Source organism: Oceanobacillus profundus, assembly GCF_003515705.1.
Taxonomy (GTDB): domain Bacteria; phylum Bacillota; class Bacilli; order Bacillales; family Amphibacillaceae; genus Oceanobacillus; species Oceanobacillus profundus.
Window position 1 is genome coordinate 147,223 of record NZ_QWEH01000009.1, and the last position, 20,219, is coordinate 167,441.

At 36.4% G+C, this 20,219-nt stretch carries 16 protein-coding genes, 1 pseudogene and 1 riboswitch; of the genes and pseudogenes, 13 read left to right on the forward strand and 4 right to left on the reverse strand.

Annotated elements, in window-relative coordinates; all coding sequences use genetic code 11:
* Nucleotides 1-35: 35 nt before the first annotated feature.
* The gene (locus tag D1B32_RS14180; RefSeq protein WP_118889713.1) at nucleotides 36-890 is read right to left on the reverse strand and encodes a LysR family transcriptional regulator; all 855 of its coding nucleotides are present in this window, start codon (nucleotides 888-890) and stop codon (nucleotides 36-38) included.
* A gap of 200 nt (nucleotides 891-1,090) precedes the next feature.
* On the opposite strand from D1B32_RS14180, the gene D1B32_RS14185 reads away from it, so the two are divergent.
* The 10 genes from D1B32_RS14185 to D1B32_RS14230 all read left to right on the forward strand — a co-directional run bounded on the left by D1B32_RS14185 (nucleotide 1,091) and on the right by D1B32_RS14230 (nucleotide 12,956).
* Entirely contained in the window at nucleotides 1,091-2,185 is a 1,095-nt protein-coding gene (locus tag D1B32_RS14185) for an oxidoreductase (RefSeq protein ID WP_118889714.1), read from the forward strand.
* A gap of 106 nt (nucleotides 2,186-2,291) precedes the next feature.
* A complete protein-coding gene (namA, locus tag D1B32_RS14190; protein WP_095311386.1) occupies nucleotides 2,292-3,308 on the forward strand; it encodes an NADPH dehydrogenase NamA in 1,017 nt (338 codons plus the stop codon).
* 296 nt (nucleotides 3,309-3,604) lie between these two features.
* Nucleotides 3,605-4,240 (forward strand): DUF998 domain-containing protein, encoded by a 636-nt coding sequence (locus tag D1B32_RS14195; protein WP_118889715.1) that lies wholly within the window; start codon nucleotides 3,605-3,607, stop codon nucleotides 4,238-4,240.
* Nucleotides 4,241-4,599: 359 nt separating this feature from the next.
* A complete protein-coding gene (locus tag D1B32_RS14200; protein WP_118889716.1) occupies nucleotides 4,600-5,868 on the forward strand; it encodes a CYP152 family fatty-acid peroxygenase CypC in 1,269 nt (422 codons plus the stop codon).
* Between the two features lie 203 nt (nucleotides 5,869-6,071).
* Complete coding sequence (locus D1B32_RS14205) at nucleotides 6,072-6,416, forward strand: ArsR/SmtB family transcription factor (RefSeq protein WP_095311390.1); 345 nt, start codon at nucleotides 6,072-6,074, stop codon at nucleotides 6,414-6,416.
* 24 nt (nucleotides 6,417-6,440) lie between these two features.
* On the forward strand, nucleotides 6,441-7,730 hold the full coding sequence (locus tag D1B32_RS14210; protein ID WP_118889728.1) for an arsenic transporter: 1,290 nt from the start codon (nucleotides 6,441-6,443) through the stop codon (nucleotides 7,728-7,730).
* Nucleotides 7,731-7,769: 39 nt separating this feature from the next.
* Complete coding sequence (gene arsC, locus D1B32_RS14215; protein WP_095311392.1) at nucleotides 7,770-8,189, forward strand: arsenate reductase (thioredoxin); 420 nt, start codon at nucleotides 7,770-7,772, stop codon at nucleotides 8,187-8,189.
* Nucleotides 8,190-8,646: 457 nt separating this feature from the next.
* Entirely contained in the window at nucleotides 8,647-9,870 is a 1,224-nt protein-coding gene (locus D1B32_RS14220) for a dicarboxylate/amino acid:cation symporter (protein WP_118889717.1), read from the forward strand.
* 408 nt (nucleotides 9,871-10,278) lie between these two features.
* Nucleotides 10,279-11,544: a 3D domain-containing protein gene (locus D1B32_RS24445; protein ID WP_095311395.1), complete on the forward strand. Its 1,266-nt coding sequence runs from the start codon at nucleotides 10,279-10,281 to the stop codon at nucleotides 11,542-11,544.
* 473 nt (nucleotides 11,545-12,017) lie between these two features.
* On the forward strand, nucleotides 12,018-12,956 hold the full coding sequence (locus D1B32_RS14230; protein WP_095311398.1) for a hypothetical protein: 939 nt from the start codon (nucleotides 12,018-12,020) through the stop codon (nucleotides 12,954-12,956).
* Between the two features lie 49 nt (nucleotides 12,957-13,005).
* Here the strand turns inward: D1B32_RS14230 and D1B32_RS14235 are convergent, their stop codons facing one another.
* Complete coding sequence (locus D1B32_RS14235) at nucleotides 13,006-13,488, reverse strand: hypothetical protein (RefSeq protein ID WP_118889718.1); 483 nt, start codon at nucleotides 13,486-13,488, stop codon at nucleotides 13,006-13,008.
* 252 nt (nucleotides 13,489-13,740) lie between these two features.
* A riboswitch (cobalamin riboswitch) is annotated at nucleotides 13,741-13,934 on the forward strand.
* A 184-nt stretch (nucleotides 13,935-14,118) separates the two neighbouring features.
* Between D1B32_RS14235 and D1B32_RS14240 the strand changes: the two genes are divergently transcribed.
* On the forward strand, nucleotides 14,119-15,804 hold the full coding sequence (locus D1B32_RS14240) for an acyl-CoA dehydrogenase family protein (RefSeq protein ID WP_118889719.1): 1,686 nt from the start codon (nucleotides 14,119-14,121) through the stop codon (nucleotides 15,802-15,804).
* Between the two features lie 8 nt (nucleotides 15,805-15,812).
* On the forward strand, nucleotides 15,813-16,709 hold the full coding sequence (locus tag D1B32_RS14245) for an NAD(P)-dependent oxidoreductase (protein ID WP_118889720.1): 897 nt from the start codon (nucleotides 15,813-15,815) through the stop codon (nucleotides 16,707-16,709).
* Between the two features lie 198 nt (nucleotides 16,710-16,907).
* On the opposite strand, the gene D1B32_RS14250 is transcribed toward D1B32_RS14245, so the two are convergent.
* Nucleotides 16,908-17,957 (reverse strand): enoyl-CoA hydratase/isomerase family protein, encoded by a 1,050-nt coding sequence (locus D1B32_RS14250; RefSeq protein WP_118889721.1) that lies wholly within the window; start codon nucleotides 17,955-17,957, stop codon nucleotides 16,908-16,910.
* Nucleotides 17,958-18,486: 529 nt separating this feature from the next.
* On the opposite strand from D1B32_RS14250, the gene D1B32_RS14255 reads away from it, so the two are divergent.
* Complete coding sequence (locus D1B32_RS14255) at nucleotides 18,487-19,998, forward strand: BCCT family transporter (protein ID WP_095311407.1); 1,512 nt, start codon at nucleotides 18,487-18,489, stop codon at nucleotides 19,996-19,998.
* Between the two features lie 103 nt (nucleotides 19,999-20,101).
* Here the strand turns inward: D1B32_RS14255 and D1B32_RS24285 are convergent.
* Nucleotides 20,102-20,219 (reverse strand): annotated as a pseudogene (locus D1B32_RS24285) (IS30 family transposase); the annotation flags it as partial.

The window sequence follows — 20,219 nt, forward strand, 5'->3', positions numbered from 1 at the left end:
TTTTAATTGGACTAAGGATAGTGTGACTAAACCCATCAAATCCAATTCTCAGCATGATTTCGTATTATAGAAATCATACTATTCATAGACGGTGAAAGCCATTTATCTTTATGATAAGCAAGAAATGTAGCGATCGCTGGATGTTCGGGTGCTACTATTTCTCCTCTTAGTTTATTACTTTCTATTTCTTCTTTCACGGAAAAGTATGGCACCATAGAAATTCCTAATCCACTTCGAACACATTGTTTAATCGCCTCAATACTTTGAAAATCTAAACTTTCCTTAACATCCATCTTTTTATACCTTAAATAAGCATCAAACACAGACTTGTAACTGCATGATCGCTCCGTATAAAGAACTGTCCTATTGTCTTCTTCTATCACTGGGGGACTAATCAAAACCATTTTTTCTCTTATTAGTTTTTCATAATGAATCTCAGAAAGAGACCAATCTTCCTCTTCTAATACCAATACTAAATCGATATCTCCATTTTGAAGTTGTGAGGAAACAATATTATTCTCGACCGATTTTAGTGTAAGGTTTACTTTCGGGTAAGTCTTTTTATATTCTAAAAGAATGGGTGGAACACGATCAATTGTCAGTGACTCCGATATACCAATTATAAGGTCACCAGTTGGTTCCTCGTCCGTACTTAAAGCTTGAGCGTGTAAGTCAATGATTTTAATTGCATAAGAAAGAAGTCGTTCACCATAATGAGTCATAATAACTTTCTTGCCTAACCGATCAAATAAAGGCTTGCCTACCTCCTCTTCTAATTCCTGAATATGCGTTGTAACAGAAGATTGAGCATATCCAAGGTGTTCAGCAGCCTTTTTGAACCCCCCTCTTTCAACAATTGTTTTAAATGTAATAAGGTGACGAAGCTCCATATACAACTCTCTCCTTTATAGTTCGGTTTTAGTGAACTAATCGTTCGATAATATTTATTTTACTAAACTCAGATGGTGAATTACAATAAAATAGTACCCACAATATGTGATAATGGTTTCGATCTTAAAGAAGACGACCTTAAATAAACATATTGCTTTTGTTAAAAATATATCTTGAAGTCAAAAAAGGAGTGTTCATAATGCAAGATACAGAATCGTTATTTGACATCGTTACATTAGGTAATACAACATTATATAATCGGGTAGGTGTTGCACCAATGACGCGCATTAGTGCAACACCTAATGGTTTGGCTACAGATCAGATGGCATCTTATTATACATCATTTGCTATGGGAGGATTTGGGCTAATCATCACCGAAGGCATTTATACCGATGATAAGCATAGTCCAGGTTATATGGATCAGCCAGGTATGGTGAATAATGAACAAGAACAAGCATGGAGGCAAGTCGTTGATGCAGTTCACCAAGCAGGTTCGAAAATTATTGCACAGCTTATGCATTCAGGTGCTCTCGTTCATGGAAATCCTTTTGGTCAAGATTCAATTGCTCCTTCTGCCGTTCAGCCCAAAGGAGAAAAAAGTGAAATATATGAAGGAATTGGAAAATACGCAATGCCAAGAGAAGCAACAAAGGAAGAGATTGAAGAAGTGATATGCGGGTTTGTTGAAACTGCTAAGCGTGCGAAATCAGTTGGATTTGATGGGATTGAAATTCATGGAGCCAATGGCTACTTGCTTGATGAATTTCTGACTGATTATACAAATCAGCGCACAGATGAATACGGAGGCTCGACGGAAAATCGGGTACGTTTATTGGTAGAAGTATCTAAGGCGATTCGGAAAGCGGTTGGAGAGGAGTTCACTGTTGGCATTCGGATTTCTCAAGCGAAAGTTAATGATTATGCACATAAGTGGTCCGGGAAAGAGCGAGATGCTGAAATCATATTTGGAAGCTTGGGAGAAGCAGGACTTGATTTTATCCATGTTACCGAATACGAAGCATGGAAGCCTGCGTTCGATACAAACGGACCATCGCTTGTTTCTCTTGCCGAAAAATACGGGAAAATTCCTGTAATCGCCAACGGTCATTTAGAGGATCCAAAAAAAGCTAGCGAAATCATCGAGAATGGAGAAGCTGGTTTAGTCACTTTAGGTAAAGGTGCCTTGGCTAATCATGATTGGGTTAACAAGGTCAAAAACGGAAAAGCCTTAGCAACGTTTAAACCTGAAGAAGTGTTAATGCCCAACGCAAAAATTAAGGTGTTTGAAGTTTAAATTTCCTTTTATGGTGTATATGCCAAAATGCACATGTTTAGATTAAATGTTGTCTTTTTATATAATAAAGATATAGAAGTATATTGGAACAGGGAGGAAGAATAGAATGGCAAAACTTTTTTCACCAATTGATATTAAGGGAATTACATTGAAAAATCGTATCGTTATGTCTCCAATGTGTATGTATTCTTCAGTGGATAAGGACGGACTAGTTACTCCTTTTCATTTATCACACTATATTTCTCGTGCTGTTGGCCAAGTTGGATTAATTATGGTGGAAGCAACAGCTGTTCAACCTGAAGGGCGAATTTCAGATCAGGATTTAGGAATATGGAATGACAAGCATATTCTGGGATTGAAAAATTTAAACAAAGAAATTCATAGCTATGGTGCGAAATCAGCGATTCAATTGGCACATGCCGGAAGAAAAGCTGAATTGAAGCACCCTATATATGCACCTACTGCCTTGCCATTTGATGAGAAGTCAATAAAACCTGTTGAAATGACAGTGGAAGTTATCAAAGCGACAATTGAAGCTTTTAAACATGGAGCTAGACGTGCAAAAGAAGCAGGCTTTGATATGATCGAAATTCACGCGGCACATGGTTATCTAATCAATCAATTTTTATCACCACTTACAAATAAGCGTAAGGATGACTATGGTGGAAGCAGGGAAAATCGCTATCGTTTTCTAGGTGAGGTTATCGAGGCAGTGAAAAAAGAATGGGATGGTCCGCTTTTCGTACGTATTTCTGCTGATGAATACAACGAACAAGGAAATGCGGAGAGAGATTTCATCTATTTTACAACAGAGATGAAAGCACAGGGTGTTGACTTAATTGATTGCAGTACTGGCGGAGTGGTGCCAGCACGTATCAAACCATACCCTGGATACCAAGTGAAGCATAGTGAAGTAATTCGACGTAATTCAGAAATAGCTACTGGGGCAGTTGGTTTAATTACTAATGGCATTCAGGCTGAAGAGATTGTACAAAATGAGCGTGCAGATCTTGTGTTCATTGGCAGGGCCTTACTCAGAAATCCATATTGGGCCAGAGAAGCAGCCAATGAACTTGGATATGATTTGGAAGCTCCAAAGCAATATGAACGAGGCTGGAAGTAAATTGGTGATTGGCAGCCAATGAATGATAAAACGTTCAATAGATTGAGAGAATTAAGGAAGAATACTGCATCGTGTAAAATATGAAAGAATTAAAAAATCCCTTGTATTATAAGCAAGGGATTTTTAATCTTATTGTGGCAGACCTGAATTTTTTAAGAAATGTAATTGAACTTTGAGATACGGGTAAGTATTATCATAAATAAAGTATACATAAATATAGTATATAACGTTCTTGTGTGATCTATTAATTAGGAACTAAGATATCTATTACCATGGAAAGATAAGAAAAAGGGGGAATTCTATTGTTAACGATACCTAGAAAAGTCGGAATAATCAGCTGGTTAGCTACTTGCTTTTATTTTGTTATAGAGCCATTTTTTATGATGACATCAACAGCTCCATATAGTCTAATGCAGCACGCAATGAGTGATCTTGGCGTTACATCTTGTGGACATTTTACGTACGCGATTGCACCACATGAAATTTGTTCACCATATCATTTATGGATGAATGTGTTATTTATCATAAATGGAATCACAATGACGGTTGGTGTTTTGTACTTGGCGCAATACTTAGAGAAAAAAGTAAGAACCAAATTGGCAACCATTTTCATGATTATCCTAGCTTTGGGGAATATTGTGTCTGGATTTATACCTGCTGATGTCGATTTTTTCTGGCATTCAATCGCAGCGCAAATTGGTATGATTACTGTTTTGCCTGGACTATGGATTTATGCGAATATGTTAAATAATGGTAAACGTTGGACTTATATTTGCTTATTTGCCCTCATTGTAATTTTTGTCCTAATTATTCTTCTATTCTTTGTACCACTCCCAGCAGGATTACTGCAAAGACTATTTTACGGTATCGTTTTCGTATGGGGAACAGTGTTGACTTTTATTCTAACGGATTCAAGCTTTGAATCAAGTTAACTTTTAACGAACAAAGGCTAGGACAAAAGTATTTTTAGGGAATAAAAACCGAGTATAATTGTTGCAAAATAATTCGCTAAGGAAATATACTCCGCGCATCCAATGGCAGCTGGTGAGCCCCCTTTTTGCTATCGCACTACGGTGTTTCACCTATGCCTTTCCTGCCGCAGGAGTCTACGTATTTTTCCTTCACTAAGTTTGAGCATCGTTCGTCTTTAACATGAAACACTGTCGTTATATCCCAACTCTTATTATTTCTCCCAAATTTCCATGTGAACCTTCCTGGCGATTCAAGTTTTTTAAAGCGTAAATAGGGAAATGTTAAAAAAAGGAGAATATCACAGAATGGAGATGGCACTATGTCTGATACAAATCAAATGCCTCGTGAGGAAGGGATAGATCATAGCTTAAGCCTTATGAGAGAAGGATATATGTATATTTTGAACAGGCGACACAGTTTTAGTTCTGAAATTTTTGAAACTCGATTGCTTGGAAAGAAAGCGATCTGCATGGGAGGAAGAGCCGCTGCGGAAGTCTTCTATGATACGGAGAAATTCAAAAGAGAAGATGCAGCACCAAATCGTGTAGTTCAAACATTGTTTGGGAAGAATGGTGTTCAGGCTTTGGATGGTCGTGAACATAAACAACGGAAGGGAATGTTTATGTCCATTATGTCTCCTGAGGGGCTCCAAAGATTAAGAGAAATTGCGCAAAAACAATGGAATCAAGCGCTTGTTAAATGGGAACAGATGGATGAGCTTGTTCTTTATGAGGAAGTAAAAGAGATCCTTTGCAGTACAGCTTGCCATTGGGCAGGTGTTCCTTTGGAAGAAGAGGATGTGAAGGAAGTGACAAAAGACTTAGCAGCGATGTTTGAGTCACCAGCTGCTGTGGGTCCAAACCATTGGTCAGGAAGACATGCACGAAATAAAGTAGAAAAATGGTTGAGTGAATTGGTTGATAAGGTGCGCAGAGGGGAATTAAATCCACAAGAGGATACCGCTTTATATATATTTAGCTGGCACCGGGACTTAAAAGGAAATCTTTTGAATACCGATACGGTTTCTGTGGAAGTCATTAATATCTTGAGACCAATTGTGGCAATTGCTATATTCATCAATTTCACTGTACTGGCATTGCACCATTATCCGAAAGAAAGGGAGAAGCTTAAAACGTCTGATGAAAGATATGCTCAGATGTTCGTACAGGAAGTCCGTCGTTTTTATCCATTTTTTCCATTTGTAGCAGCGTTGGTAAAAAAAGATTTCACTTGGAACAACTATAAATTTGAAGAAGGTACATTAACATTGCTTGATCTTTATGGTACAAATCATGATCCTGAAATTTGGGAGAATCCTGATATTTTCGATCCAAATCGGTTTGCTAAATGGGATGGAAGTCCTTTTAACTTTATTCCGCAAGGTGGCGGTGACCATTTTATGGGGCATCGCTGTGCTGGAGAGTGGGTCACCATTGAGGTAATGAAAGTAAGTCTTGATTATTTGGTTAATCAGATGAATTATGAAGTACCAAACCAGGATTTAAGTTACAGCATGGTGAGTATACCAAGTATTCCCCATAGCAATATAATTTTAAAGCAGGTTAAACAAAACAGGGAGATTCCATAAAACAAAGCCCAGTTTTTCTCAAATCATGAGAGAGACGGGGCTTTTATTGTAAATGTGCTTTATAGTACATATTAACTTCAATAATTCCAATTCCATCTATATGTTTGTTTTAGTACCTAAAAATCAATCTAATCGAAAAAGTCATTGTATATATAAGCAAATAATTATATAATGATATGTGAAAATAGTAGGAGGGATAATCCATGTTCAAAACGGCTGTTGAAATGGAAAAAGCAGCAATGATTTTAAAATTATTAGGTGATAAAACCCGTCTAACGATGGTTAAAATACTAGATTCTCATGATTGCTGTGTATGCGAATTTGTGGAGATTTTTAAAATGAGTCAGCCAGCGATTAGTCAGCATTTACGTAAATTGAAGGATGTTGGATTGGTAAAGGAAGAACGAAGGGGGCAATGGATCTTTTACTCGGTAAATAAGAACAATGCGTATTATTCATTCGTTGCAGAGATTCTTAAACAATTGCCAGATCAAGACGAAAAATTAAAAGTCTTAGAAGAAAATGGTACACGAATGACGTGTTGTTAATTGGAGGGTAAGGTTTTGTCAGTGATGGTTATTTTATCAATTTTAATCTTTTTAGGTACGCTAATTTTAGTTATTTGGCAGCCTAAAGGGTTATCAATTGGCTGGTCAGCAATGGGTGGTGCAATATTCGCGCTTATTGTTGGTGTCGTTAATTTTGAAGATGTAATTGAAGTGACGGGTATTGTATGGAATGCAACCTTAACATTTGTAGCAATCATACTTATTTCTTTAATATTAGATGAAATTGGGTTCTTCGAATGGGCTTCCTTACATATGGCGAGAATTGCAAAAGGAAACGGTATAAAAATGTTTGTTTATATTAGTTTGCTTGGTGCAGTTGTGGCAGCATTCTTTGCAAATGATGGAGCGGCATTAATTCTAACTCCGATTGTGCTTGCAATGGTACGAAATTTGAATTTCACGGAAAAAATGGTCTTTCCCTTTATAATGGCTAGTGGGTTTATTGCCGATACAACCTCACTGCCTTTTATCATTAGTAATCTAGTTAATATCGTTTCAGCAGACTTTTTTAATATTGGTTTTGTGGAATATGCATCACGGATGATTATTCCAAATCTGTTCTCATTGGCTGCGACGATTATTGTGTTATTAATCTACTTTAGAAAAAGTATCCCTAAAACGTATGATTTGTCAAAATTAAAAGAGCCGAATGATGCAATTCAGGATGCGAAAATGTTCAATTTATCCTGGTATGTACTTGGAATCCTACTTATTGGTTACTTTACGAGCGAGTTTATTCAGGTCCCTGTTTCGTTAGTTGCAGGAGTCATCGCCATCTTCTTTATTCAAATGGCAAGAAAAAGTAAAGTGGTCAACACAACGGCTGTTATAAAAGATGCACCATGGAATATCGTCTTTTTCTCAATTGGAATGTACGTGGTCGTTTTTGGTCTGCGTAATGCCGGACTAACAAATCTATTGGCTGATCTTATTCAAGCAGCTGCAGAACAGGGATTGTTTGTGACAACAATAGCAATGGGATTCATCGCAGCTGTTCTATCATCCGTTATGAATAATATGCCGACTGTTATGATTGATGCTATTGCAATTTCTGAAACAAATACAACAGGTGTCATCCGGGAAGCATTAATATATGCGAACGTAATTGGATCGGATCTAGGTCCGAAAATTACACCGATTGGTTCACTTGCCACCTTACTTTGGCTGCATGTGTTGTCAAAAAAAGGCGTGAAAATATCATGGGGAACTTATTTTAAAACCGGTATTGTCCTCACAATGCCTATACTGTTCATAACTTTACTCGGTTTATATTTTACACTTTTACTTTTTTAACATGAATTAGTGAAATAATAAAAGAAATGGAGCTTGATGATGTCTAATAAAACAATCTACTTTTTATGTACAGGAAATTCCTGCCGAAGCCAAATGGCAGAAGGATGGGCGAAGAAATATCTCGGTGATGGTTGGGAAGTCAAAAGTGCCGGAATTGAAGCACATGGATTAAATCCGAATGCAGTAAAAGCAATGAAAGAAGTGGATATTGATATATCCAAACAAAACTCTGAAATAATTGATACCGAATTCTTGAACAATGCAACATTGGCTGTTACGCTTTGCGGAGATGCGGCAGATAAATGCCCAGTAACCCCGTCACATGTTAGACGAGAGCATTGGGGCTTTGATGACCCAGCAAAAGCAAAAGGTACCGAAGAGGAGAAATGGAAAGTATTCCAGCGAGTTCGTGATGAAATAGAAGAGCGAATTAAACGATTTGCAGATACAGGTGAATAAATTTGAAAAGGTATAATAATGCTCCCCTGAAAGTTAACAGAAGAAACTTACAGGGGAGTTTTTGGAACGCATAACTTGTAAAATACAAAGTATTTTAAATAGGGCTAACCCAACAAGTGCACAGACTTTTGTTGGCAAGTTGGTTCTTAAAATATTAGAACATGCATAAAAATAAAAAACTGTATGGGCTAGTTTATCTGCTTGTAATCTAGATTGAGCAGGGAAGTCTAATGAGGTCTTTTCATGAGAAGTAATGAGACAGTAAGTTTGTAAAATGAAGATGGAACTGATTGTAATGGTCCTTAAGTAATAATTGTATTAGAAACAAGTGAAAGGAGGAGATATAATTTAGCTAAAGTACAATATAGTCAATTGAGATAAAGCATTCGTTAGCCATACAGTTGATTTAAAAAGAACCATTTGATTCTTAACTTATAATTAAGAAGGGTGGAGCTATATGAGCTTAACGAAAAAGATTTTAATAGCTCTGGTATTCGGTGTCGTTGTAGGGATAGGGTTCACATTTGTACCGGAAAGTATATTTTCGAATATAGATACCTATGTGTTAACGCCTGTAGGTCAAATCTTTATTAACTTAATTATGATGATTGTTGTACCAATTGTATTCGTATCAATTGTTCTTGGAACCGCTGGTCTTGGAGAGCCAGCTAAACTAGGAAAAATAGGCATTCAAACCATTTCTTTTTTCCTCGTTACTACTGCAATTGCTATTTGTATCGGCCTTGCATTAGCATTTTTAATAAAACCAGGTGCAGAAGGTGTATTTGATATAGGCAATGCTAGCTATGAAGCAAATGACGCACCCCCTGTGATGGACACGATTATTAATATCATTCCTGATAATCCCATTAGTTCAATGGCTGCAGGAGATATGCTGCAAATTATCGCATTTGCAATTTTCATTGGGACTGCTCTTGCCTTCTTAGGTGAGAAAACTCAAGGCATCAATCGTTTATTTGAACAAGCAAATGAAATATTAATGTTTCTAGTAACTCTTATTATGAAAGCGGCCCCATATGGTGCCTTTGCTTTAATTGCCTCTGCAATTGGAGGTGCTGGTTTAGATGCTGTTGGTTCAATGGGAGCGTATATGGGAACGGTTATATTAGGATTGTTTATTCATGCAATAGTCATTTATAGCTTAGCCATCTGGCTGGTTGGAAAAGGAAATCCAATCAATTTTTATAAAGGATTTTTTCCAGCAATGTCTGTTGCGTTTAGTACGTCCAGTTCAAATGCAACTCTGCCAGTTTCCATGAGAGCTGCACAGGAAAATCTTGGAGTAAGTAAAGAAATCAGCAGTTTCGTACAGCCATTAGGGGCAACGATTAATATGGATGGAACTGCAATTATGCAAGCAGTAGCTGCAGTTTTTATTGCCCAAGTATATGCAATAGATTTGGATTTTACTGCTATCATCATGATTATTTTAACTGCAACCTTGGCTAGTGTTGGAACTGCCGGGGTGCCAGGAGTTGGATTAATCATGCTTGCCATGGTATTGCAACAGGTTGGCCTGCCTGTTGAAGGCATTGCTCTCATTATCGGTATCGACCGCTTACTGGATATGCTGCGCACGTCCCTTAATATTACTGGGGATGCGGCTTGTGCCTATATTATTTCTGAAAATGAAAAGCGAATCCAAGCAAAAGCAAAATAATCATTTTTCAAAGATGTTGTGTTTAATAGATAAATAAAGCAACCTCCAAGTACGTGTCCTTGGAGGTTGCTTTATTTTGGCTTAGAGTATAATCGACAATAATTTCTAATGGAGATATAAAACAACTGTGATTATTATTATTCAATTCTATTAAAATTGACTTCCGTAAGATTGTTGTAATTTAATAAGTTAACATTATTAGGGGAAATAAACTTATACCCCTCTGTGAAATACAATTGTAATATTATCATAATATCTATGACATTTGATAATGGTATACTACAACAAGCCTAGAACAGGTAAAAATTAGTATAAAATACATAATTCACATAGCTGCAGACAATCAGATTCTATTATCTTGTCTATAAATAGAGACGTAGTCGTGAATTGGAAAACGGGGGAGTCAATTTGAATAGAACCTTAGCAAAACTAATCGCAGTAGTGATGATTGTTGGTTTAAGTAGTTCGTTTTTTAGTATCCCGACCTTTGCAGACAGTACAAACGAATTAGAAACAATTCGTGAGCAACGCTCAAACATTAAGGAAAATCTGACAGAAGCTGAAAGTGAAATCGCAGATGTTATCATAGAATTAGAGACATTATCAAAAGAAATAGAACGTGTTGATACAGCTTTACAAGAAAATCAGAAATTGTTGAGTGAAACAGAAAATAAGGTTGACGGTACATTAGAAGAAATTTCGATCTTAGAAGAAGAAATGAAAGAATTAGAAAAGAAGATTGAAGAAAGATATGAAATTTTAAAAGGTCGAATCGTCTCTACACAACAGTCAGGCGGTAAGATCAGCTATTTAGAAGTTATCTTCGGTTCCCAAAGCTTTAGTGATTTTATCTCACGCGTGTCAGCAGTTAACACAATTACGAACTCGGATGCAGCATTAATCGAGCAGCAAGAGGCTGATATCCAATTAGTAGCGGAAAAACAAGCAACTGTATTCGATAAACTCGATCAATTAAATGAACTAAAAGCAGAACAAGAAGAAACACAATCATTGATTGCTCAGCAATTAGAGCAAAATAAAGAGCAAAAATCATCATTGGAACTAAAGCAAAACCAATTAGCCACGTTGGCAGATGAATTACAAATCGAAGATAGTACACTTGCTTCATTGGAAGGTGAAGTAAAACAGCAAATCGCAAAGGAAAAAGAACAGCGCGAAATTGAATTAGCACAAGCAGAAAAAGCAAAGGAAGCGGCAAAAGCGAAGGAACAGGAAGTCGCAAAACCTGCTAAAACGCAAGTTGCTTCAGCTCAAGATAATTCGGTCGATGAAGGTAAAGTAGTACAGCTGGCTAAAGAAGAGAAGAAAGAGTCGAAAAAAGAACCAAAAAAGGAATCGGATAAGAAGGAATCCGCTTCTAATGGCAAAACTTTTACGGTGACTGCTACTGCATATACGGTTAAAAGTGCGGGAGGTTCTGGTGTTACATCAACCGGAATTAATCTCAGTAAAAATCCAAATGCAAAAGTAATTGCAGTTGATCCAAGTGTAATTCCATTAGGCAGTATTGTTGATGTTGAAGGCTATGGGCATGCTATTGCTGGGGATATCGGCAGTGCGATAAAAGGGAAGAAAATTGATGTTTTCGTACCAACTCAAAAGGAAGCTTATAATTGGGGAGTTCGTACAGTAAAAGTTACCATCGTTGAATAAACGATATATAAATAACCGCCCGATTAACGGACGGTTATTTTTTTGCGAAAAAAATCATCCCCTTGCATGAACAGCAACCATACTGAAGGTCTGTTACAAACAGTAATTGTTTGAAAAGAAATAAATGACTCTTATGAAAAATTGGATGTGAGAATATACCTTTAACACATGGATGGTTAAAGGAAGAGATTAATGAATATTTTATCAAATCAGGATGGTATTGATGCATCCATGATTGAATGCTGGTTTTTTAGATTTTACATTGTTAACATTTAAAAAGTACTCATTCTTAAAAAATGATACAGAAGGTTGAAGCTGACATAGAATGGAATTAAAATAAAAAAGTATAATAATAGAATATAGCCAAAGAAAGACTTGGTAAATACTTCGATTTGAAATCTGATAAAATGAAACCTATTGCGCTTCTTTTACGTAAATAGAAGTGATGCATATCAATTCTAGGGGGCCTCTTTATGTATGAAGAAATAAATGATCAGCTCATTCGAGTTAGAAGTGCAATGAGCAAGAAACAGAAATGGGAAAAACAGCTTGCTGATTATGAGACAGAATTAATAGATGTTGAAAAAGAGATTAGCAGGTTAGAAGAGCAGCTGTTTGCTGAGAAAAAAGACGTTCAGAAACTGGAACGAATTGGAATAACAAATTTAATACAAACACTTTTTGGATCAAAGCATGAAAAGCTGAGACAGGAAAAGCAAGAAGTTATTGCAGTACAGCTGCAGCTTGAAGAGGCTGAAAAAACGAAGCAAGAAATTAGTAATTCGATGAATGAATTGCATCATAAATTGCAAAGCGTTGTGGATGCAGATCAAGATTACGAATTTCTTTTGTCGACGAAGGAACAAATTATTAAGGAAAGAGATGCTGCATTCGGAAATCGCTTATTTGAATTAAATGAGCGTGAAGGTGATATAAGAGCATACATCACAGAGTTAAATGAAGCGATTGAAGCAGGATATAATGTAAAAGATGCATTAAATAATGCAATGAGTTCCCTTGAAAGTGCAGAAGGTTGGGGGACATTTGATATGTTTGGTGGAGGGATGATTTCTAGTATGGTTAAGCATGATCATATTGATAAAGCGACAAACCATATCCACCAAGCACAAACAAGGATGCGAAACTTTCAGAAAGAATTATTAGATATCGATGAAGTGACAAACCTGCAAATTGATATTTCAGGAATGTTGAAATTTGCGGACTTTTTCTTTGATGGTTTAATTGTAGATTGGATGGTTCAAGGGAGAATTCAAGACTCTTTACAACAAGCAAGGGACCAACATGCAAGCGTTGTATCGGTTATTCGAAAATTAGAAATGACCTTGAATGAAAAAGAAATAGAGCTTTCTGCCACACAAACTGAGAAAACAACTCTAATAGAACAGCTATAAATGATACCTTCCTCAACTATTAGACATAGGAGAGGGAGGTATCATTTATTTAATTGGAGAGTTTTTCCTTTATTTCTTGTAATGGAAATTCAATTGCGATATCAACGCCATCTAAAATAAGTAATGTCGAATCATATGCAAGTTTTTTTACCTTTTCAGGATTAACATCGTCCTTCATTTTATATTCTAAGTGAACAGACATTTCAGTATTCGGTTCGAAATATCCGGAATGGCCACTCCCTAAAGACAACATTTTATTATAGTTTGTACGTTTCTCCATTACCATAACTTCAGATAATTTCTCATTTGGCCGTATGACGAATTCAATTCCAAATGGATGCTGTCCAGGATAATCAAAATCACTTTCAATTGGTATTTCACCATTATTTTTGATTTTAAAATCATAACGCAATAAACCTTCTGATTGAATAACAGTTATCTCTGTATCAGTAATTTCAAGCTTATCTTGATGTTCAAAGCCTGTTAGGATACTAAATGCGAGAAATAAAACAAGCAAAAATCCATTCTTCATTCATGTGTACCCTCCTTTAGTTGTGTTATATTGTAGTGTGGAAATAATTAGAAGATCCTATGCATCGATTGAAAAAATTATCGTTCGAAGAAATATAAAAGGACAGATGATCAACTATAAATATGTAATTAGTGAGTTTATGGCTCAATCAATTCAAATTTTCATATTTGTAGTAATGCATTTGGAGAAATCCCAAATCAAAAAAATGTATTGTTTATATGAACGAACAGTGCTATAATTTTAAAATAACTGAATAGTTTTAAAGATATAGGTGCAATAATATTTACTTTTATTGCTTAAAAGGGAAGTTCGGTGAAAATCCGACGCTGTCCCGCAACTGTAATTGGGAGCAATTCGATGGATACCACTGTTTATTGCTGTAAATGGGAAGGTTCGAATTGTGATGATCATATAGCCAGGAGACCTGCCTATATCAAACGGCATTTAATCCTACGAGGATAGGAGGTGTTACGTGTATAATGAAGCCTTGTTATTTTTAAAACAAGTTTTGCTTGTATTTTATCATGCATGCTGACAACTTCCATTTGGATTGTTAGTGTGCATTTTTTGATTTTTTGTAAGTGCTTTCAACACAACTGAAACATACTCATTAATAAAGGAGGAAAGCATATGGAAAAGGTTGAATCAACTAATAAGTATACGTTATTCCCGAACGAGCAATCAGTCATATCGTTAGATTTTCAAGAAGAGGAAAAGCTAATTGCGAGGACAATTGATAAATTCATTCAAGAACACGTAAATCCATCTATAAAAAATCTTGAAGCGTATGATTACGAGCTTGCGAAAAAGCTGTTTCGCGATGCGGGTGACCTTGGATTACTGGGTGCAGATGTTCCCGAATTATACGATGGAATGGAACTCGGTAAAAAGACAGCAGGTTTAGTTGCAGAACGAATGGGATATGGAGCGTCTTTTAGTGTATCCTTTAACATTCATACAGGAGTAGGAACATTGCCATATGTCTATTTTGGTACTCCAGAGCAAAAAGAACGATATTTGCCAAAGCTTGTATCGGGAGAATGGGTAGGAGCTTATGCATTAACAGAACCAAATGCCGGATCAGATGCATTGGCATCCGAGACAAGTGCTGTAATAGATGAAAAAAGTGGGGAATGGGTGTTAAATGGGGAAAAGCAATGGATAACGAATGCCCATATTGCTAGTGTCTTCGTTGTTTTCGCAAAAACGGAAAGTGGTATTACGGCATTTATTGTAGAGCGATCAATGTTTGGTGTTTCAATCGGTTTAGAAGAGAAAAAAATGGGCATTAAAGGGTCATCGACAGCAACTCTTATTCTGGAAAATGTCAGGCTGTCAACTGATCAAGTGCTCGGTCAGATTGGGAAAGGACATTACATTGCACTCAATATTTTAAACCTAGCTCGTTTAAAACTTGCCTTTGCTAATGTTGGTACGGCAAAACAAGCACTGTCTCTGGCAGTGAATTATGGGAAAGCACGCAAACAATTTAAACAAGAGCTTACCCGGTTTACGATGATTCAAGAGAAACTGGCTAACATGGCTTTAGCTATTTTTGCATCTGAAAGTGCTGCCTACGTGGCCGCGAATCGATTGGATGAACTACATGTAAATTCTTCCAACGAAGATGATATACTAGGTAAGCTTTCTAATTATGCAGTTGATTGTTCGATTAATAAAGTATATGCATCAGAGGCTTTAGACTTTATTGTTGATGAAGCGTTACAAATTCATGGTGGTTATGGATACATGCAGGAATATGAGGTTGAGCGTTTATACCGAGATGCAAGAATCAATCGATTATTTGAAGGAACAAGTGAAATTAATCGCCTTACAATTGTGAGGTCTTTTCTAAAATTATATCATAAAGATAAATCGATAATCGAACAGGATGAAACACAAATCCATTCTCAGAATCTATATATCCACTATTCTAAAGAACTATTAAACATAATTATGAAAGCGTTTTCTGATGGTGATAATGTAGTCCTTAAACAGGACCAAGAGATTCAAAGAATGCTTGCAGATGTTATTAAGGAAATTTATGTGATGGAATCTGTACAGTTAACTGCTCAAGCAACAAGGTCAAATCAGGATTTAAAAGAAACGATGGCAGAAGTACTTTGTGAAGAGGGATATTTCGGAATTGAAAGGAATGCCGTTGTGATTATATCCTCGATCATTTCAAATGATGATAAAAAGCAAGCCTTTCTTGATGAAATAAACAGTTTTACCTTGCCAATGTATTCTAATTTAGTTGCTAAGAAGCGTAAGATAGCAATGGAAGTTATCTCAAATAATGGGTATAAGAAATGAGGGTGAACATGAAGAAAGTCGGTTTTATTGGTTTAGGGAATATGGGGCTTCCAATGTCAACTGGGTTAATCAATGCAGGTTATCATGTTGTTGGGTACGACTTAAATGAAGAAGCAGCACGTTCATTCAAGAAAGCAGGTGGGGAAATTGCTGCATCCATTGCACAAGTCGCAGAGAAAAGCGAGCTCATCCTGACAAGTCTTCCATCGGTAAAAGCAGTGGAAGAAGTCTTCTTAGGGGAAGAAGGGTTAGTTAATAATGTCAAACCAGAACAGCCGTTAATAGACACGAGTACAGTTTCACCTGATTTGAATGTGGTAATTGCAAAGGTCTGTAGAGAAAACAGCCTTGATTTCTTGGCAGCGCCTGTAAGTGGGGGAGTCATTGGCGCAGTGAATCAAACATTAACTGTCATGGTTGGAGGACCGAAGCAGCTTTATGAACAAGTGCTTCCAGTGTTTCAAGTTCTTGGAGAAAATATATTCCATGTTGATGAACAAATCGATAGTGGAACGACGGTGAAATTGATTAATAATCTACTAATTGGATTCTACACAGCTGGAGTTAGTGAAGCGTTACAACTAGCAAACAAAAAGAAACTTGATTTGGATGAGTTATTCTCCATGCTGAATGTGAGCTATGGGCAGAGCCGTATATATGAACGAAATTATAACAGCTTTATTGCTAAAGAAAACTATAACCCAGGGTTTTCTTTAAAGCTGCTACGAAAGGATCTCGAATTTGCAATGGAGCTAGCGGACGAGAATCAGCTTGACTTGCCAATTAGCAAATCGTTGCTCGCTTTATATCGAACAGTTGAACGTGAAGGTTACGGTGATCAAGACATGGCGGTACTCTATGAACAAGTAAAAAAACAATCCAATAAGAAGGAAGCAACACAATGATTTCTTCAAATGTAAGGTTTTTGAAAAACTCTTTAGGGTGTTGCAGTTGCGGCAATATACGGTCGTGAAGTCCAACTTTAGGGCTTTGTAGATGTGACTGTTCAGCTAAATATGTTATGTACAACAGCATTAGAATTAGAACGCAGAAAACCCGATTCCTTTCACCTTAAGAATCGGGTTTTTATTGTATGTTATAAATCAGAATGAGTGCTGAAAAAAGGAATCAACCATCAATGAGGATACCTCAGATAATTGTTTGTAGTTGTATTGCGGATTCTGATCTTTGTCAATAACTACTGACCGCACCCCTTCGTAAAAGTCTTCTGAACGAAGGAAATTCGCTGCTAAAGTTAAATCTGTATCTAGACAATCTCGCAGAGACTTCATTTCTCCTTCTATTAGTTGCCTTAAGGTAACCTTCAGCGATACGGGTGATTTGGATTGTAGTGTTTTCATTGTTTGTAAGGAAAAATCACTTTTATCTGTCTCTAAAGATTCAATAATTTCTTCTACTGTAGAATGAGCAAAATGTTTATCAATCTCCAACTGTATGGAAGCAAGTTTTCCTGTATGTTCTGGCTCTCTTTTGAAGTTATGAATAATTTTATCAAGTGCAGCAGCCGGGTTCTCATCTTGATGCCAATCCGTTTTATTAATTAGTTCAAACAATGAGTTTAAGCTCTCACTTGGAATAAAAGCATCAGCACTATTTGCATAGATAACATCAGAAGCTTTTAACACCTTTGCAGTAAGGGCTAAGTACCGTCCAATCTGTCCAGGAGCCTTATTTAGAAAATAGGCTGCACCGACATCCGGAAAAAAACCAATATTCATTTCTGGCATGGCCCACTTTGTCCGCTCTGTTACAATTCGGTGGCTAGCTCCTTGAGAAAGCCCGATACCGCCCCCCATTACGATTCCATCAAGGCATGCAAGGATTGGTTTTGGGAAGTTGGCAACAAGCTGATCTGTTTTATACTCCTCTTGAAAGAACTGAATCGACTGCTTGAATGCTGCTTCGCTTTCCTTCGATTGATATAAGGTTTTAATATCTCCTCCTGCACAAAATCCTTTCTCTCCTGCTCCTTGAAGGATAACAATCCGAATTGCAGGATCATCTTCCCACTGGATAAGTTTGCTCTTTATCGAGACGATCATCTGATAGTTTAATGAATTGATTGCTTTCGGCCGATTTAAGGTGATGGTCGCAACCCCATTTTCAGTAATTGAAAATAAAACTTCACTCATACATATCTCCCCTTATCATGACTAATTTTTAAAAGCGTTTTCAATACTTTATACTTTATCATGCTCGTAATCTGTTTCGATTCTCCAATAAATTCGAAAACTTCAAAGGTAACTAATTCTAATTATATCATACCAATTTCTACCGTCCTTTTGCCATCAATATATTTGTGGATCATTAAAATAAAAAAGGTTTACTAAATAATTCACTGCTACGTAATAGATTAGGACCTATTCATAAAAAAAGTATGAAATAGTGCTATTTAGAAATAATAAAAAGACAATCTGATTAAAAGTACTTAATGATAATATCATTCCACATTCAATAAAACCGTTCATAGTCAATAGATCCATGGTTTAAATACCTATGTAGCTTCTTTGTCATCTAAGAGGGCCTATAGATTGTAATCAATACTTTTTCTAGGTATACTGTAACTTTATCAATGTCAACATCAACTATTGAATTATACATATCTTGAAAATTGTATCGATACTTAGATGATGTAAAGCGTACTAAAAGGAGTTTTTATGAATGAAGTCAACAAACAAAGTACAACCTGTTTTTTACTGGGCAATCGGGATACTGGCTGTGATTATTTTTTCTGGTGTCATATTTCCAAACACACTTGAAAGCATAACGGAAAGTATCAAGGGGTTTATTTCGGCTACTTTTGGTTGGTATTATTTAATAGTCGTGACATTTTTTGTGATTGTATCCTTGTATTTGATTTTAAGTACTTATGGGAATATTAAGCTTGGAAAACCAGATGAGAAGCCCGAGTATGGCTATTTGACATGGTTCGCAATGCTATTTAGTGCTGGTATGGGAATTGGTTTAGTCTTTTTTGGTGCAGCAGAACCACTTTCACATTTTGCAATTCAGTCACCTACGGTTGATGAAGGAACAACTGAAGCAGCAAGAGAAGCCATGCGGTTTGTTTTTTTTCATTATGGTGTACATGCTTGGGGTATTTATGCTGTGATTGCACTTTGTATTGCATACTTTAACTTTAGAAAGGGAAAATCCGGTTTAATCAGTGCTACTCTTTCACCAATTATGAAAACAGATGGAATAGCAGGTAAGGTAATCGATACGTTTGCTTTGGTTGCAACGGTTACAGGTATTGTAACTAGCCTTGGTCTTGGAGCAGTACAGATGAATGGCGGACTCTCATACTTAACTAACTTACCAATTTCATTTTTTATTCAAGTAATTATTATCATTATCGTAAGTATGCTATTCTTAACTTCTGCTATGACAGGCCTAGATAAAGGGATTCGTCTACTTAGTAATTTTAATATGATGTTAGCTTTAGTTTTGTTTTTATTTATCGCGATATTTGGCGGTGCTACGCTATATTCGTTAGACCTTTTCACAAACACAATTGGAACATATATACAGACCCTTCCTGAACTGAGCTTTCGTAGTGCCCCAGGTAGTCCTGTAGATAGGGAATGGATTACGAATTGGACATTGTTCTATTGGGCATGGTGGATAGCTTGGTCTCCGTTTGTGGGTACTTTTATTGCAAGAGTGTCAAGAGGACGTACAATTAGAGAATTTACGATTGCAGTTTTAATCGTTCCTTCTTTAGTTGGATTTATATGGTTCTCATTGCTAGGTGGAACTGGAATTTTACTTGAAGCACAAGAAATTATTAATGTTGCGTCGCTTGCAGAAGAAGAAATGTTATTTAGTATCTTAAGTACAATGCCGTTTAGCACGATTGCATCTGTTTTAACAATCCTTCTAATAGGGGTATTCTTTATAACTTCTGCTGATTCAGCGACATTTGTTTTGAGTATGCATTCTACCAATGGATCGTTAAATCCGAAAAATCGAATTAAATTCGTTTGGGGAATTGTACTTTCATTAACTGCAATTACACTATTATACAGTGGTGGACTGCAAGGAGTACAAAATATGATGATTATTGCTGCTTTTCCATTTTCGATTATTCTGCTGTTGATGGTGTTTGCGCTTATGAAGTCACTCCGATTGGAAAAGTTAAAACAAAAAGCTAAGTTAAGAAGTAAGGAATAAGGAATCATTTTGTTCTAAATTCAAAAATACCAATGGATTTTTATCTGTTGGTATTTTTTTATGGATAAATCACTCGGCATATTGCATTATAAAAGACCGTTTGTCAAATTAAGTGCAACAGTTCTTCTTGAAACGCTTCGTGAGTAGTTTTCCAATTCAAACATTTTCTGGGTCTATTGTTGATTAGTGACAGTGCATGTTCTAATTCTTCGTCTGAGACT